Origin of the sequence: Xylanimonas oleitrophica, assembly GCF_003244315.1 — a bacterium.
In the GTDB taxonomy this organism is placed as follows: domain Bacteria; phylum Actinomycetota; class Actinomycetes; order Actinomycetales; family Cellulomonadaceae; genus Xylanimonas_A; species Xylanimonas_A oleitrophica.
This window is the reverse complement of the sequence record NZ_QKWH01000017.1, coordinates 21,256-36,805: the sequence shown is the minus strand read 5'-3', so window position 1 is coordinate 36,805 and position 15,550 is coordinate 21,256. Positions and strand designations below refer to the sequence as shown.

14 protein-coding genes are annotated in these 15,550 nt (G+C 73.7%); 2 read left to right on the top strand and 12 right to left on the bottom strand.

What is annotated here, in order from left to right; all coding sequences use genetic code 11:
• Positions 1–3 precede the first annotated feature (3 nt).
• From cas6e to DNL40_RS15205, 8 genes are all read right to left on the bottom strand, one after another.
• On the bottom strand, positions 4–705 hold the full coding sequence (cas6e, locus tag DNL40_RS15240; RefSeq protein WP_111252113.1) for a type I-E CRISPR-associated protein Cas6/Cse3/CasE: 702 nt from the start codon (positions 703–705) through the stop codon (positions 4–6).
• Positions 705–1,430 (bottom strand): type I-E CRISPR-associated protein Cas5/CasD, encoded by a 726-nt coding sequence (gene cas5e, locus DNL40_RS15235; RefSeq protein WP_111252112.1) that lies wholly within the window; start codon positions 1,428–1,430, stop codon positions 705–707. The genes cas6e and cas5e overlap by 1 nt, the downstream gene beginning before the upstream one ends.
• Entirely contained in the window at positions 1,427–2,569 is a 1,143-nt protein-coding gene (gene cas7e / locus DNL40_RS15230; protein WP_111252111.1) for a type I-E CRISPR-associated protein Cas7/Cse4/CasC, read from the bottom strand. The genes cas5e and cas7e overlap by 4 nt, the downstream gene beginning before the upstream one ends.
• Positions 2,566–3,252, bottom strand: coding sequence for a type I-E CRISPR-associated protein Cse2/CasB (gene casB / locus DNL40_RS15225; protein WP_111252110.1), 687 nt, complete (start codon positions 3,250–3,252; stop codon positions 2,566–2,568). Before casB ends, cas7e begins: the two co-directional genes overlap by 4 nt.
• Positions 3,249–4,931, bottom strand: a complete 1,683-nt coding sequence (gene casA / locus DNL40_RS15220) for a type I-E CRISPR-associated protein Cse1/CasA (protein WP_179951103.1) — start codon at positions 4,929–4,931, stop codon at positions 3,249–3,251. The genes casB and casA overlap by 4 nt, the downstream gene beginning before the upstream one ends.
• Complete coding sequence (gene cas3, locus DNL40_RS15215) at positions 4,928–7,951, bottom strand: CRISPR-associated helicase Cas3' (protein ID WP_111252109.1); 3,024 nt, start codon at positions 7,949–7,951, stop codon at positions 4,928–4,930. Before cas3 ends, casA begins: the two co-directional genes overlap by 4 nt.
• 31 nt (positions 7,952–7,982) lie before the next feature.
• Complete coding sequence (locus DNL40_RS15210) at positions 7,983–8,393, bottom strand: TA system VapC family ribonuclease toxin (RefSeq protein WP_245885981.1); 411 nt, start codon at positions 8,391–8,393, stop codon at positions 7,983–7,985.
• A 187-nt stretch (positions 8,394–8,580) separates the two neighbouring features.
• Positions 8,581–8,811: a hypothetical protein gene (locus DNL40_RS15205; RefSeq protein ID WP_111252108.1), complete on the bottom strand. Its 231-nt coding sequence runs from the start codon at positions 8,809–8,811 to the stop codon at positions 8,581–8,583.
• Positions 8,812–8,909: 98 nt separating this feature from the next.
• Here DNL40_RS15205 and pgm point away from each other — a divergent pair, with 98 nt between their 5' ends.
• Entirely contained in the window at positions 8,910–10,586 is a 1,677-nt protein-coding gene (gene pgm, locus DNL40_RS15200; protein ID WP_111252107.1) for a phosphoglucomutase (alpha-D-glucose-1,6-bisphosphate-dependent), read from the top strand.
• 111 nt (positions 10,587–10,697) lie between these two features.
• Here the strand turns inward: pgm and DNL40_RS15195 are convergent, their stop codons facing one another.
• The 4 genes from DNL40_RS15195 to DNL40_RS15180 form a co-directional block, all read right to left on the bottom strand.
• A complete protein-coding gene (locus DNL40_RS15195; protein WP_111252106.1) occupies positions 10,698–11,582 on the bottom strand; it encodes a succinate dehydrogenase/fumarate reductase iron-sulfur subunit in 885 nt (294 codons plus the stop codon).
• Positions 11,579–13,408 (bottom strand): FAD-binding protein, encoded by a 1,830-nt coding sequence (locus DNL40_RS15190; protein ID WP_179951102.1) that lies wholly within the window; start codon positions 13,406–13,408, stop codon positions 11,579–11,581. The genes DNL40_RS15195 and DNL40_RS15190 overlap by 4 nt, the downstream gene beginning before the upstream one ends.
• A complete protein-coding gene (locus DNL40_RS15185; RefSeq protein WP_111252104.1) occupies positions 13,405–13,776 on the bottom strand; it encodes a GNAT family N-acetyltransferase in 372 nt (123 codons plus the stop codon). The genes DNL40_RS15190 and DNL40_RS15185 overlap by 4 nt, the downstream gene beginning before the upstream one ends.
• A gap of 76 nt (positions 13,777–13,852) precedes the next feature.
• Positions 13,853–14,209 (bottom strand): GNAT family N-acetyltransferase, encoded by a 357-nt coding sequence (locus DNL40_RS15180; RefSeq protein WP_179951101.1) that lies wholly within the window; start codon positions 14,207–14,209, stop codon positions 13,853–13,855.
• 73 nt (positions 14,210–14,282) lie between these two features.
• Here DNL40_RS15180 and DNL40_RS15175 point away from each other — a divergent pair, with 73 nt between their 5' ends.
• Positions 14,283–15,536 carry an MFS transporter gene (locus DNL40_RS15175; RefSeq protein ID WP_218926082.1) on the top strand — a complete coding sequence of 418 codons (1,254 nt, stop codon included), beginning with the start codon at positions 14,283–14,285 and terminating at the stop codon, positions 15,534–15,536.
• Positions 15,537–15,550 lie beyond the last annotated feature (14 nt).

Here is a 15,550-nt window from a genome sequence, read left to right as displayed (position 1 = left end):
GGCTCAGCCCACCGGTGCGAGCGTCAGCAGGCCGCAGCCGTACCCCTTGGCCGGCCCCATCCCTGCCACCAGAGCCGTGCGCAGGGCGTGCGCGTCGGTGACCCGGAGGATGCCGTCGAAGGTCGCCTTGGCGATGGTGACGGTCGCTCCCTTGCGGTTGAAGCGCTCGGTGCGCCGGTCACGGACGACGACGTCGGGCACGCCGTCCTTCTCGGGCACCTCGAAGCCCCAACGCTCCGCGCGGTCGAGCAGCCAGTCCTGCTGCTGCGCGACGGTCACGTGCGCGTACCGCTTGGACCGGCCGCCGGGAGGCGACCCGGCAGGCACCTGCGGGATCCCGGCCACCACCTCGGTGGCCCGGCTGGACCGGGTCGGGTTGGCCGTGAGACGGAAGGCCCACACCTGACCGTCGGCGAGGCGATCCAAGAGCGGTCCGTACGGTCGCACGGTCCACGCCTCGTCACCGCCCTGCGTCGTCGGCCATCCCGCCTGCTCGACGACGTGGGCGAAGTCGGGGGCGGGGCGGCTCACCACGTACAGCCAGTGCTGGTGGGCGTCCCGGTCGACGCGCCACAGCACACGGCCACGCTCGTCGTCGGGCTGCGGGAAGGCGGCCAGCACCGCGGCGTGCATGGCCTGCGGTGACCCCAGGAGGGTGCGCCCTCCGCGCCGCGCGGGATTGATCTGGATTCGTGACAGGTGCATCAGGCCCCTCCGAGCAGCGCCATGGGATCGTGCGCGAGGTCCCGACCGTCGGGGTTGGAGATCGCGATCGCCGTCCGGACGACCTGCCGCAGGCCGTACTGCCTCAGCCGTGGGTCGTAGCTGATGGGGGTGTCCTTCTGCGTGAAGGGGGTCCGGTCGGCGTCCGGCACGTCCGCGGGCACCGCCTCGGCGTCCAGGAGCATCTCAAGCTCCAGGTTCTTGCCCTGCTTGATCTTCCACCAGCGTGCGGCCTGCCACTCGGTGGTCTCAAGGTCCGTCAGGGCCGTCCACAGGTCGGTGTGGACCACGCCGAGGTTGAGGCGCCCGGCGGGTGGGCACGAGCGCCTGCCCAGGTACAGGGGGAAGACGGGACGCCGCAGGGCCTCGTCGAGGGCGGCGATGAGGGAGTCGTCGCCCTCGACGGCCGCCACGAACGTCGCGTCCGTCAGGTAGAACCGCTCCGTCAGCGGGAAGGCCCTCGAGCCGTCCGCCGTCCGCGCCGTCTGGAAGTCACGCTCGACCCGCCCCGGCTGGTCGATCCGCACACCGAACCGCAGGGTCAGCAGCTCCTCGAGCGGGTCGGTCCGCCGCAGCCCTCGCGCCGCCGCCAGCAGGCCGACCACGCCGCTCTTGGTGGGGGCGTGGTCGGTGGACCTGCGCGTGAAGCGTGAGGACCCTCCCCATGCCTGCATGGGGCCGGCCAGGCGCAGCAGGAGCGTGCTCATGCGGAGGTGGCGGCACCCGCCGCCAGACGCTCCGCGACCAGGGAGGCCACGGACGCGACGGCGTCGTCGAACGATGTCCGCTCCCCGAGCGCCTCGAGCGGCTCGCCCGCCGCACCGACGCCCACGACCCAGGTCTTGACCGGCTCCCCGCCGTAGGCCTCCGTCACGCTGCGGGCGTGCTCGGCGAGCTTCTGCGCCGAGCGGCGCACCCGGCCGCCGTCGAGCGTCTCGGTGACCGCCTCCTCGAACGCCCCGACATAGGAGACCGGCTGGTCCTCGCGGACGCTCACCACGACGGCGTCGGGCAGGGTGCGGTTGGCGAACGTGTTCTGCTTGCCCGTGGGCATCGAACGCACGAACGCCTGGAGGAACGCACGAACCGCACGCTCGGCGGCCTCGACGTCACCCAGGTTCTTGGCGAGCAGGTCGACGTCGATGGTGGCGTAGCGGTACAGCGTGGCGGAGTTGAACTCCACCGTGCCGATCATGCCGGCGCCCGCGTCCTCCTCGGCGTCGTCCGCCTTGTGGTCGTCCACCGCCGTGAAGTAGTCGTACTCCGTCTCCACCACGTGGGTCGACAGCGCGTGCGCCACCTGGCACGAGGCGTCCACGTTGAGGTCCGTGACGTCGGCGACCATCCGCCCGAAGAGCGCGAGGTCGATCGAGTTCTTGCCCTTGATCAGGGCCTGCGCCGCCTTCTTGTCCGGCTTCTCGCCCGACGCCGCAGCCTCCGCCGCCAGCTCCGCGAGAGCGTCGCGCTGCTGGGCGGAGAGGAAAAGCAGGTAGCCCGACTCGGCCGGGGCGCCCTTATTACCCCGCGGCTCCTTGACGGCGATCCCCGCCTCCTTGAGCACCGTCTCCGCCGCCGCGAGCGCCTCCTCACGGGTGAGGTCGGCGCCCTGAGTCAGGATTCGCTCCGCGATCAGCTCCACGACCCGCTTGGTGCGCACGCCGAGCTCGCTGCTGTCCAGGTGGTCCTTGAACGCCTCACGGGTGGCCCGCTTCCACGCCTGGGACGACACCCGGGCCCGGCGCACGCCGCCGTACGTCGCCGTCTTCGGCGAGCCGTTGTCGTCACGGTTGAGGTTGCTCGGCGGGACGGTCTGCAGCAGGTGGACGTCCACGATGGTGCGGCTCACGGGTGCTCCTCGGCAGTGGTCTCGGGGGTGCTCTCGGGGGTGGTGGTCTGATCGTCGGCCGCCTCGGAGCGGTCGAGACGGTAGTACTGGCGGGCCCAGCGGCGCCGGACGTCGTCGGCACGGCCCGGCCGCTGGAACTGCAGGAGGTCCTCGGCGAGCATCCCGTAGTCGAGGCCCTCGCCCTCCGCGCGCATCCGCTGCACCAGGCCGCGCAGGTGGTGGGCGAGCTCGGTGAGGCTGCCGCTGGTGATCATGGCGTCGAACCGGCGGCGCACCGGCGAGGGGCCCTCCTGCTCCTGGCCACCCGTCTTGCGCTCGAGGCGCGCGACCGCCTGGCCGACGCCGACGCCCGGGCGGTGCATACCTTCCTCACGGGACTGCTGGTGGGCACCGAACAACGTCATCGCCAGGTGCACCGCCCGCTCCTGCGGCGTCGGGGCGTCGCCGTCGGGCACACCAGGCACCCCGTCGACGGTGAGCGCCCACGTCGTGGGGTCTGCCCCCGGTGCCCGCCCCACGCCCGCACGCAGACGGGCCAGGTCCCGGCGCGCCTGCGCGACGGCACTCCTGCTGTCGCTGTGGAGCTTCGCCTGGAGCGAGGCCGCACGGCGAGCCACCAGCTCCCGGACCCGGGCGGACGGCGGCACCGTCTCCTCGGCAGCGACGGTCGTGGACTCGCTCATGCGGCCTCCTCGGTCTCCGGCCCGGAGCGGCCGGTCGGACGGGCGTGCGGAAGGACCTCGCGCACCCTCTTGCGGAACCAGTGCAGCGCGAGACCGGCGTCGCGGAACTGCCCGCCCGACGTCCGGCCCACCAGAGCCGCGGGCCCCGCGGCGTCGACCACCTCGTCGGCGAGCGAGCTCACCAGGCGCAGCACCGTGCGGTGCCACGAGGCCCGCCGCTCGGCGGCGTCAGCGCTCGCGGTGAGGGTGGGCACCCAGCGTCGGAACTCCTGGTCGAGTGCCGCGTACGCGCGGACGGATACCTGCTCCCGAGGCCCGTCCGACTCGGGAGAGCCCCCCGCGGCCAGGGCGACGTTCTGCGCCAGGCTCCCGAGCGCGTAGACGGCCTTCTCCGCCGCGTCGACGGCGTCCACCGCCTCCTGCGCCAGCACGCGGTCCGCGAGCAGCGCGACCGGGAGCACGATCTCGTCCGCCACGATCTCGTCGAACACCGACTCGTTGGAGCCGTACTCGATCCCCACGGCCCGCCACCGCAGCAGGCGGTCGTCGAGGTGACCGTCGGTGCGCAGCTCCGCGACCCAGGCCGCGAGCGCCGGCGGCCTGCGCCGGTCCGGGCCGCCAGGCTTGACGGGGCGGCTGGTGTGCGGGAGGAGCGCTTCGAGCCCTCGCCAGAAGGAGCGTGCCGCGTCGTGCTTGAGCGGCATGTACGTGACCTGGCCGGCGGCCTTGGTCTGGGGCTCCGAGTACCGCCAAGCCGTCATGGACTCCACGGTGAACCGGTTCTGGGGCGTGGCCCGGTCCCCCTGGGCGTTGATCACGCCGGTGGCGCGCTCGCGGGTGCCGAACAGCCGGATGCGGCGCGTGGGCCAGGTGTACAGGTCCACCGGGCCGGTGGGCTGCCGGTAGCTCCGCCCGGAATCGTCGTCGGGGTGCCAGCCCTCGGGCAGCACCGTGAGCGGCGCCCGCTCCCACACCGGCAGGTCGGCGTCGACGTCGATCTGCATGCCGACGGCGTCCGGGGCCAGGAGGTTGAGCAGCAGCGTGTCGCGGAGAGTCTCGCCCACGAGGTGGATCGCACCGATCTGGCCGGCCCAGCCGGTCCCGATGCCGTAGCCCTTGCCTCCCTTGACCCGGGGGTCACCGACTCCTCCCGAGTGGATGCCCGAGACGTCGTAGGCGTGGGCGTGCAGCAGCCAGCGAGCCGCCTCCGGCCAGGTGGCGGTGTCGAGGTCCGCACCGACCCGGGTGGTCAGGAACGTCGAGGTCCCCGGCCCGTCGCACACGATGCGTGAGAGCCCGAACACCTCGTCCTTCGCGGTGCGCAGGTCGGGCACCTGCATGAACGGCTGCTCCGGGTGCTGGAGCCAGAAGCGGTCGTGAAAGTGGTCGAGATAGCCGTCGACCGCCTCGAGCGTCCCGCCCCAGTCGTCCCGGACGTCGGCCCAGTGCCCGACCTGCCGGGGCCCGTCCGTCGCACGGTGCAGCACCGCCAGCAGCAGGCGCAGCAGCGCCACCGACTGGGTGGGCAGCTCCCCCGTGAGGGTCACGATCTCGTCCGCCTGGTGGAACGCCTCGCGCAAAGAGACCTCCCGGGACCGACCGGCCGTGTCCAGCACCGGGACCCAGCCCTCGTCCACGAGGTTGAAGAACGGTTCGGCACCCAGCAGCTGCTCGCTCATGCGAGGCGCTCCGCGCTCAGTCCGGTCTCCCGGTCGTACGTCAGCGCCCATCCCGGGATGCGGGCCCGCCGCTCGTCGTCGAGCGGCAGCACCAGCTGTCCGGCCAGGTCGGGCGAACGCTGCCACGCCTCCAGGTCCAGCTCCACGGCAAGCCTCTCCAGGTGGTCGATCACCGCGTCCCCACCACGTCCACGGGACATCGATGCAGGTAGCCGCACGGTAGCGCCCGCGATCGCACGGCGGAGCGGCAGCGACGGGATTTCACCCCGAGGCACCTGGGCCCCCGCGACCTCCCCGTCGAACCAGTCCGGGACGCGCCACTGGTCCGCACCGTCCGCCTGCACCACGATCACCTCGATCGAGTCCTCGCTGTCGCGCACCTGGGCACGTGCCCCGACGACGTCCGCCTCCCCCACGCTCCCGTCCAGCCACCCGGCCAGGCCTCTGCTCCCAGCTCCTGGCCCCGGCAGCTGGAAGGCACGCGCCCGCGCACGCTGCACCTCCCGGACGTCGCCCTGCGCGACCCGCGCCTTGCGCATCGCCGGCTGCCACTCCTCCGGGCCGAGCGGCAGGCCGTCGTCGTACGCCTGCTGCACCAGGGGGGCGATGTCCTGCGGCAGCCGGAGCGTTCCGGAGCCCTGCACGACGTCGAGCACCTGCGCCGCGGCACGCAGCAGCAGATGATCCCCGTAGACCGCGCTGCTGCCCCTCACCGGCACCGGCGGCTGCGCCACCCAGTCCTCGACCCCGACGACGACGGTGCGCGGCTCGCGCACACGCTCCGGGCGCGTGCGCGCCGGACGTTCCTGGTGCCGGTGCAGCCGACCGATGCGCTGGAGCAGCAGGTCCGTCGGAGCCAGGTCGGTCACCAGGAGGTCCACGTCGATGTCGAGACTCTGCTCCACCACCTGGGTGCCCACCACGACGAGCCGGTGCGGGCGCGGGTCCCCTTCCGCCGTCGGCTTGCCCAGCAGCCGCACGAGCTCGGCCTCACGCCGCTTGCGGTCCGAGGCCAGGAACCGGGAGTGCAGCAGCATGACGGTCGTCTCGCCGTCCCCGGCATACAGGTCACGCAGCTCCCGGTAGGTGTCCTGTGCACGGCCCACCGTGTTGCGCACCACCAGGGCACACCCGCCGTCGGCGAGCGCCTCGCGCAGGAGGGCCTGCCACGCGTCCTCCGCAGCGACCTCCAGCCGGACGGTCGACACCCGCGACGACGGCTCGGGCACGACCCGCTGCGGCTGACCGTCCTTGAGGTAGGTCAGGACGGACGACGGCGGAGGATCCGCCGTCGGTACCACGGCGGTCTCCGCGGCAACGGTCCGAGCGCCGGCCGCTGCAGGAGACCCCCAGCGGGACCGGCGTGGGCGCTGCCCGCCCGCGGAGGGGAGAGGTGCTCGCGAGTCTGCTCCCTTCGCATACGCCTGGACCAGCCGGTCGCACAACGATGCCGGGAGCGTGGCCGACAACGCCACCACCGGCACCCCGTACGCCCCCAACCACTCCAGGGCGCGCTCCAGGTACTCGTTCATGTACGTGTCGAAGGAGTGGATCTCGTCCAGCACCACCACCTTGCGCGCCAGCGCCAGGTGCCGCAGCGCCACGTGCCGGGACTTCAGCGCCCCGAAGAGCACCTGGTCGATCGTGCCCACGACGAAGTCCGCCAGAACCCCCTTGCGGCGCCCACGCATCCAGCCGTCCACGTACGCCCCGCCCGCGCCAGCCCGCGCCCCGGCGACCGGTGCCTCCTCGTCGCGGCCGACGTCGAGCACCGGCGTGGCACGGGGCACCGCCGCGAAGTCCGGGTTCAGCCACGCCTTGTCGTGCGCCAGGAAGACGGCGCGGCGGTCCCCACCTTCCCCGTACGCGCCGTCGCGCACGATGTCGCCCCCGTCATAGGTTCGCGGCTGCGAGGCGACCCAACGCATCACCCGGGCGAACATCGCGTCAGACGTCGCCTGCGTCGGCAGCGCCACCAGCACCCCACCAGCCCCCGTGCGCGCGGCGAGCACCTCGGCAGCCAGCATGGCCGCCTCCGTCTTGCCCTCACCCATCGGCGCCTCGACCACCAAGATCCCCGCCGCGTCCATCTCCCGCGCCGCCGCGACAGCAGCCCGCTGCACCGGCCGAGCCTCGACCTCCCCCGGCAGCTCGAACCGGGCTCGCAACAGCTCGTCGGCCGCCAGCTCCACCTGCGCCGGGCTCCACGGCCTCGGCAGGTCCACGGCAGCCCAGGCCACCCGCAGCCGCGCCTCGTCGTCCCCGTCCGGCTGAGCCAGCGGACGGTCCTCCGCAGACGCCAACGGGAACAGCTCCCGGTTCGAGGCCAACCAGTCAGCGACCACCACCACCGACAGAGCCAGCACCAGCACCGACCGCGGCAACGAGCGCCACCCCTGCTGCCCCAGGCGCTCCGCCGCCCCGGTCCTCGCCGCCATGTGGTCCAGCAGCTCGGCCTGCACGCCTCGCCACGGCCCGGCCCCCAGCAGCTCGGCGTTCTTGTGGGACGGGGTCCGGGCATCGTCCGCCTCCGCCGTCGACGGCGGGATCCCGTGGTGCCCCCCGACCACCGACGCGAGCGCCCTCGCCTGCCCGGTGCTCCACCCGAACCGCGACTCCAGCCACGCCTCGACGATCACCTGGCCCGCGAGACCGTGCGGCCGCTGTGCGCGATCCGGCAGCACCTGCGGCATCTCCAGGCCGGACTTCACCAGCTCGTCCCGGAGCACGCCCACCTGGACGGCGAACGCCGGAGTCGCCTTGCCGACGTCGTGGACGCCCGCCAGGAACGACAGCAGGGCCCGGCCGGCCTCGTCGCCCCCTGCGGCCTCTGCGATCTGGCGCGTCACGATCGGCGGGAGCCACTCGTCCCACAGCCGCCCCGCGATCCCGGCGGCGTCGTGCAGGTGCTGCCACAGCGGGAGCCAGCTCTCGATCTCCCGGCCGTGCATCGGCCAGCTCTTGGCCCAGACCGTGCGAGCCTGCTCGCTGAGTGCCCCACTGACGGCAACGCTGCTCATCACTCTCCTCCCGACCTCCACCCGTTCCCCCTCAGAGGCCGTACGACGTAGGGATCAGGATCGCCCCCGGACCCGCGCGCTTGGCCAACGCCTTGTCGAAGGTCGCCAGCACGCCACCGTGCGCTGAGGCCAGGGCGACGAGGTACGCATCCGTGACCTGCCGATGCCCCTGGAGACCCGACAGGTCTACGTCGGCGTACGAGACGTCGTCGGGCCAGAACTCGCAGCCCGGCCGTGCTCGGACCTGGCCGAGGATCGAAGCCACCACCGCGGGTGGCTCGCCCAGACGAACGAGCGCCCGCACCAAGGCCCCCTCCACGACAGGGCAGATGGCCACGGTGTCGACGCCGGCGACCCACCGCCGCGCTGCCTCGTGGTGCTCGTGCTCGACCAGGGTGAGCGCGATGAGCACGTTGGCGTCCAGCAGATGTGCACCCACCACGCCCCCTTCGTTCCGCAAATCACTGTAATAAGCTCATTGCATCGTCTGTTCCGAGAGTTGTCAACTCTACAATGGGCACGTCCCGCCCGCGGGATGAGCCCAGACGTTGCAACGACGTCGCAGGCGACGCATCAGTGGTCCCGGCGGCAAGCCGGGATGAGCGGCGGGCGCCCTGTGCGCCCGCCGCTCACTCGTCGTCAAGCAGCTCGGCCACCTCGTCGGAGGTGATGCGCCGACCCAGGCTGATCGCCGGGAAACCCGAGACGGGGTCCGTCACCACCGCGACCGGCTCGTCGAGCTGGGCGAGCCCCCGGACGACTAGGTCCGCGACGACCGAAGACAGGGACGCACCTCGGCGCTCGGCGATCGCCTTGGCGCGCCGATGCACGGCGGGAGGCAGGTCTACCGTGGTACGCATGCCTGCATCATATGTTCATCACGAATGATGCGAGAGTCGCTGTCGGCCCCGGCTCACCCGCCCGTGCTACCGGCGCGCTCCCCTGGCAGGATCGACACATGCACCCTCGCGCTGGTCAGCCCGCACTTCCTGAGGACCTCATCGACGTCGACGCCGTCGTCGGTGCCTACTACGACCTGACCCCGGATCCGGAGGACCCGGCGCAGCAGGTCGTGTTCGGCACCTCCGGCCACCGCGGCTCGTCGCTGGACCACGCCTTCAACGAGGCGCACATCGTCGCCATCACGCAGGCGATCGTGGAGTACCGCGCCGCGCAGGGCACCGACGGGCCCTTGTTCATCGGCCGGGACACGCACGCGCTGTCGCTGCCGGCGTGGCAGTCGGCGCTGGAGGTGCTGGCGGCGAACGGCGTCACGGTGATGATCGACGCCCGCGACTCGTACACCCCCACGCCTGCGGTGAGCCAGTCGATCCTGCTGCACAACGGGGCCGGCACCCAGGAGGACGTGCGCACCTCCGGCCCGGGCCTGGCGGACGGCATCGTGGTCACGCCGTCGCACAACCCGCCGCGCGACGGCGGTTTCAAGTACAACCCGCCCCACGGCGGCCCTGCCGACTCCGACGCGACGAAGTGGATCGCGGACCGCGCGAACGAGATCCTGCGCGGCGGCATCGCCCAGGTGAGGCGGGTACCGCTGGAGCAGGCGCTCGCCGCGGAGACCACCCGGCGGCACGACTACCTGACCACCTACGTGGACGACCTGCCCAACGTCATCGACCTGGACGCCATCCGGTCGGCGGGCGTGCGCATCGGCGCCGACCCGCTCGGGGGTGCATCGGTCGAGTACTGGGGTGCGATCGCGGAGCGGCACGGGCTCGACCTCACCGTCGTCAACCCGCAGGTGGACCCGCGCTGGGCGTTCATGACGCTCGACTGGGACGGCAAGATCCGCATGGACTGCTCCTCCCCGTACGCCATGGCCTCGCTCGTGGCCCGCATGACCGGGGAGGGCGGCGCCGCCCCGTTCGACGTCGCCACGGGGAACGACGCCGACTCCGACCGGCACGGCATCGTCACGCCCGACGGCCTGATGAACCCCAACCACTACCTGGCCGTGGCGATCCAGTACCTGTACGGCGGGGCGCGACCGCAGTGGGCGGCCGACGCCGCGATCGGCAAGACCCTCGTGTCCTCCGCGCTCATCGACCGGGTGGCCGAGGGGCTGGGCCGCCGCCTGGTCGAGGTGCCGGTGGGCTTCAAGTGGTTCGTGCCCGGCCTGCTGGACGGCTCGGTGGGCTTCGGGGGCGAGGAGTCGGCGGGGGCGTCGTTCCTGCGCCGTGACGGCAGCGTGTGGTCCACGGACAAGGACGGCCTGCTGCTCGCGCTGCTCGCCTCGGAGATCATCGCGACCACCGGGAAGTCGCCGTCGGAGCACCACCGCGAGCTCGTCGGGAGGTACGGCGAGAGCTGGTACGCCCGGGTCGACGCGGCCGCGTCCCGCGAGGAGAAGGCCAAGCTCGCGGCCCTGTCCCCCGAGCAGGTCGCCTCGACCACGCTGGCCGGCCAGGACGTCACCGCGAAGCTGACCGAGGCGCCTGGCAACGGCGCCAAGATCGGTGGGCTCAAGGTGACGACGCCGGACGCCTGGTTCGCCGCGCGCCCGTCCGGCACGGAGGACGTCTACAAGATCTACGCCGAGTCGTTCGTCTCGGCCGAGCACCTGGAGCAGGTGCAGGCGGCGGCGAAGGACGTGGTGGGAGACGCGCTGGCCTGAGTCTCGGCCCTGTTCGGCAGGAGGTCTCCGGTTCGGCCGCTCAAGCTGCCGAACCGGGGACCTCTCTCTCCGCACTCCGCACCGAGCGCCGCACGCTGGCAGCGAGCGCCGTCAGCCGCCCATCGCGATGCGTTGCGCGTCCCGGATCGCCCGGGCCGGGTCCACGCCCTTGGGGCACGCCCGCGTGCACGCCCCGATCTGGGCGCAGGGCCAGATGCCCTCCTCGTTCTCCGCCATCGCCGCCATGCGCAGCGCGTCCCCGCCGTCGCGGGAGTCGGTGTCCCAGCGGCGGGCCGTCGCGATCGCCGCCGGGCCGACGAACCCCGGCACGGCGTCGAGCACCGGGCAGGCGGCGTAGCAGAGCATGCAGTCGATGCACTGGGCGAAGCCCCGGTAGGCGTCCACCTCGCCGGGCGTCTGGCTGTGGACGGCGAGCAGGTCGAGGGCCGGGACGCCTACCGGTGCCGCGGGCGCGCCCCCGACGTGGGCGTCGGCGCCCTGCACGCTCCCGGCGTCAGCGACGGCGTCGGCGCCAGCGTCAGCGTCGGCGTCGGCGTCGGCGCCCTGCGGGCTCGACCCCGCGGCGGGGGCGCTCTGCGTCGCCGCCTCCCCGCCCGGCACCAGCCACGGCGAGAGCGAGCGCAGCCTGTCGAGGAACCCGTCGGTGTCGACGACGAGGTCGCGCTGCACCTCGGCGTGCGCGAGCGGACCCACGGTGATGCCGGAGGTGCGGTAGCCGGACACGAAGGTCTCGCACCCGAGCACCGGCCGCCCGTTGACCATCACGCCGCAGGACCCGCAGACCGCCATGCGGCACGACCAGCGGAACGTCAGGGAGGGGTCGACGTGGTCCTTGATCCAGTCGAGGGCGTCGAGCACGGAGGTGCGGTCGGTGTAGGGGACCTCGAACGTCTCGTCGCGCGGCTCCTGCCCGGGTTCCTGGCGGGTGACGGTGACGCGGACGGTGGGCGCGCCGTCGGCGGGGTTCTCGCTCATCGTGCTCCTCCGGAGGCGGTGACGGGCTCGAGACGCACCTGCACGCCCCCTCCGGGCGCCGCGGTGGCGAGCGTGTGCCGGGCGACGTCGTCGGTGCCGGGGTGGTCGAGGCGCTGGTGGGCTCCGCGCGACTCGGTGCGGGCGCGTGCGCCGGCCACGACGGCGCGCGCCACGTCCAGCATCGCGCCCAGCTCGAGGGCCTGCAGCCAGTCGGTGTTGAAGGCGGCGGCGGTGTCGGCCACGCGCACGTCGGCGTAGCGCGCGCTCAGGTCCTCGACGGCGGCCTGCGCCTGCGCGAGGCCGTCGGCGTCGCGGTAGATCCCGACGTCGGCGTCGAGCACGCGGCCGAGCTCTCGCCGGATCACGGCCGGCGGCTCGCTGCCGCGCCCGCGCATCGACAGCCACCGGTCGGCGAGCGCCCGTGCCTGCTCGGTCGCCACGGTGGTGCCGGAGCCGGAGCCAGGTGTCCCGTGCGCGGGTCCTGACACGAGGGTGTGGGAGGCGGCGTCCTCCCCGGCGGCGCGCCCGACGACGAGCGTCTCGACCAGCGAGTTGGACCCGAGCCGGTTGGCGCCGTGCAGCCCGGTGGAGGCGCACTCCCCGGCGGCGTAGAGGCCGGGCACGGGGGCGCTGTCGGCATCGAGCACGGCCCCGCGCGGGTCGGTCACGACGCCGCCCATCGTGTAGTGGGCGGCGGGGCGCACGGGCACGGGTTCCTGAGCGGGGTCGATGCCGGCGAACCGCTTGGCGAGGCCGACGACGAGAGGCAGCCGCTCGCTCAGCACGTCGCGGCCGAGGTGGCGCAGGTCGAGCAGGACGGCGCCGCCGTCGGGCGTCGGGAGGGTGCGGCCGTCGCGGTCGGCCTGCCAGAACGCCTGGGAGATCTTGTCGCGGGGGCCGAGCTCCATGCGGCGCGGCTCGGGGGCACCGAGCGGTGTCTCGGGGCCGAGGCCGTAGTCGGCCAGGTAGCGGCGGCCGTCGGCGTCGAGCAGCACGCCGCCCTCGCCGCGGGCGGCCTCGGTGAGGAGGATTCCGCTGCCGGGCAGGCAGGTGGGGTGCACCTGCACCATCTCCATGTCGCGCAGGGGCAGGCCGGCGCGCAGGGCCATGGCGAGGCCGTCGCCGGTGACGATGCCGGCATTGGTGGACGTCGCCCAGGCGCGGGCGGCGCCGCCGGTGGCGAGGACGACGGCGGGGGCGAGGACGGCGAGGGGCTCGCCACGGTGCTGGTCGTGGGCGACGACGCCGGCCACCCGGTGTCCCGGGTCGTGGAGGAGGTCGAGGACGACGTGCTCGTCGTAGCGACGGACGCCACCCCCGGTGCCCGTGCCGGCGTCGGCGCGGGCGACATCGTGCCGCAGCGCCGTCTGGAAGAGCGTGTGCAGCAGGTGGAACCCGGTCTTGTCGGCCGCGAACCAGGTGCGCGGGCGCGACATGCCGCCGAACCGGCGCACCGCCGGCAGCCCCTCCGCCGTGCGCGACCACGGCATCCCCAGCCGCTCCAGGCGCGCCAGCTCGTGCGGGGCCCGTTCGACCACGAACCGGACGGCGTCCTCGTGCGCGAGCCCCGCGCCGCCGGCCAGGGTGTCGGCGACGTGCTGCTCCAGGGAGTCGTCCGCGTCCCCGCCCAGCGCGGGCGGCAGCACCCCGGCCGCCCCGCCCTCGGCCGCGACCGTGTGCGACCGCATCGGGTACACCTTGGAGACGAGGGCGACGACGGCGTCGTCCCGCCCCGCGGCGGCGAACCGTTCGAGGGCCGCGAGCGCCGCGCTCAGCCCGGCGGCGCCGCCGCCGACCACGACGACGTCGGCGTGCTCGACCCTCACTCCTGCCCCGCCTGCGCCGGGTTCGCCTGGTCGGGGCCGGGGCCCGCGGTGCGGGAGCCGAGGTCGGTGCGGGCGTGCAGGAGGTCGTCGTGCTCGGGGTGCCGGTCCATCCAGGCGCGCACGAACGGGCACAGGGGCACCACGGTGCCGCCAGCCTCGCGCACGAGGGCGAGGGCTCCTGCCACGAGCCGGGTGCCGATGCCCTGCCCCTCGTAGGCGGGGTCGACCTCGGTGTGGGTGAAGATCACGACGTCGCCACGGCGACGGTAGTAGGCGCCGCCGGCCTCCGTGCCGTCGTCGAGCCGGGCGAGGAACGCCGGGCGGTCGGGGTCGTCGCTGACGGTCACCTGCGGTCGGACCACACTCATGACCCCATCGTGGCGCGCCCGCGCGCCCGAGGCCAGCCGGCACCCGGGTGATCGCGTCACACGCGCCCGCAGCGCCTCACGAGGGCCGTGCCAGCAGCCGCTGGTAGCGCTCGTGCCGCGCCACGTACTCGGCGACGTACCAGCACAGGGGCTCGACCGTGCCGCCCGCGGCAGCGACGTCGTCCAGCGCCCGCTCCGCCATCGCCGCCGCCACCCCGCGTCCCCGGAACTGCGGCAGCGTCACGGTGTGCGGCATCACGACGACGTCGCCGCGGCGGTGGTACTCCAGGTACCCCATGACCTCGCCATCCTGCGGGTCGTGCGCCTCGTAGCGGGACTCGTCCGGCACGTCGACGACGACGCACACCGGCGGCCCGCCCGCCGCAGCGCCGTCGCCGCCGTGGCTGCCGTGGCTCCACCCCTGGTCGCTCATGTGGGCAACGTAACGCGGGTGAGACACCGCGGCACCTAGCGCACGGCGGGCCGCCCGCTGGCAGAATCCTGCGGTGCCCACCAACCCGTACCTCGACGTCCTGCGCACGCCCGGCGCAGCGATGTTCTCCGCCGCCGGCGCCATCGCCCGCATGCCCATGTCGATGGTGGGCATCGGCACCGTGCTCATGGTGCAGGCGTTCTACGGCTCGTACGCCACCGCCGGCGCCGTCTCGGCGGTGCTGGTGGTCTCGACGGCGATCGTCTCGCCGCAGGTGGCCCGGTGGGTGGACAAGACCGGGCAGCGGCGCGTGCTGCTGCCCATGCTGCTGCTCTCGACCACGGGCCTGGTCGGCCTCGTGGTGGCCGCGACGCTGCGGGCCCCGGAGGCCGTGCTCTACACGCTGGCCGTCCTCGCCGGTGGTGCGCAGGGCTCCTACGGCTCCTACGTGCGCGCCCGCTGGTCGTACGCCGTGCGCGAGCCGCGGCGCCTGCACACCGCGTACGCGTTCGAGTCGTCCGTGGACGAGCTGGTGTACATCGTGGGACCCGTGCTGGCCACGGTGCTCGCCACCGCCGTCATCCCCTCGGCCGCGCTGCTCGTCGCCGTCGTCACCGGCACCGCCGGCGGCCTGTGGTTCGTGCTGCAGCGGCGCACCGAGCCGCCGGTCGTCCCGCAGCAGCACGGCGTCGCCGTCGGGTCCGTCAGCACACCCGGGCCCGCCTCGGCCATCTTCGTGCCCGGCATGCCCCTGCTCGCCCTCGTGTTCGTGGCGATGGGCACCATCTTCGGCGCCGTGGACGTGGCCACCGTGGCGTTCGCGGAGGAGCAGGGCAGCAAGGGCGCCTCCGGCCTGGTGCTCGCAGCGTTCGCGTTCGGCTCGCTCGTGGCCGGTCTCGCCTACGGGGCCAAGCACTGGACGTCCCCGCTCTCGACCCGGTTCACGATCGGCACCCTCGTGCTGGCCGCCGGCGTCTCCCTGTTCTTCACCGCCGGGAACCTGTGGGTGCTCGCCCTGGTCATGTGCCTCACCGGCTCGGCCATCGCCCCCACCGTGATCAACGGCAACGCCATGGTGCAGGCCCTGGTGCCGCCGCACCGCCTCACCGAGGGCCTGGCCTGGGTGAGCACGTCGATCGGCGTGGGCTCCGCCCTCGGCTCGTGGCTCGCCGGGCTGCGCATCGATGCCGTGGACGCCCACGCCGGGTTCCTCGTCGCGATGATCGCGGGCTGGGCGTGCGCCGCGCTCGCGCTGGTCGCGCTGCCCACCCTGCGCCGACAGGGCCGGCCGGTGCCGATCGCGACCACGGACGTCACCCAGGTCTGAGCACGGCGGAGCCG

Coding starts and splice junctions, on each gene's coding strand:
- cas6e (WP_111252113.1), bottom strand. CDS start 705: ATGCACCTGTCACGAATCCAGATCAATCCCGCGCGGCGCGGAGGGCGC.
- cas5e (WP_111252112.1), bottom strand. CDS start 1,430: ATGAGCACGCTCCTGCTGCGCCTGGCCGGCCCCATGCAGGCATGGGGA.
- casB (WP_111252110.1), bottom strand. CDS start 3,252: ATGAGCGAGTCCACGACCGTCGCTGCCGAGGAGACGGTGCCGCCGTCC.
- casA (WP_179951103.1), bottom strand. CDS start 4,931: ATGAGCGAGCAGCTGCTGGGTGCCGAACCGTTCTTCAACCTCGTGGAC.
- cas3 (WP_111252109.1), bottom strand. CDS start 7,951: ATGAGCAGCGTTGCCGTCAGTGGGGCACTCAGCGAGCAGGCTCGCACG.
- DNL40_RS15205 (WP_111252108.1), bottom strand. CDS start 8,811: ATGCGTACCACGGTAGACCTGCCTCCCGCCGTGCATCGGCGCGCCAAG.
- pgm (WP_111252107.1), top strand. CDS start 8,910: ATGCACCCTCGCGCTGGTCAGCCCGCACTTCCTGAGGACCTCATCGAC.
- DNL40_RS15195 (WP_111252106.1), bottom strand. CDS start 11,582: ATGAGCGAGAACCCCGCCGACGGCGCGCCCACCGTCCGCGTCACCGTC.
- DNL40_RS15185 (WP_111252104.1), bottom strand. CDS start 13,776: ATGAGTGTGGTCCGACCGCAGGTGACCGTCAGCGACGACCCCGACCGC.
- DNL40_RS15180 (WP_179951101.1), bottom strand. CDS start 14,209: ATGAGCGACCAGGGGTGGAGCCACGGCAGCCACGGCGGCGACGGCGCT.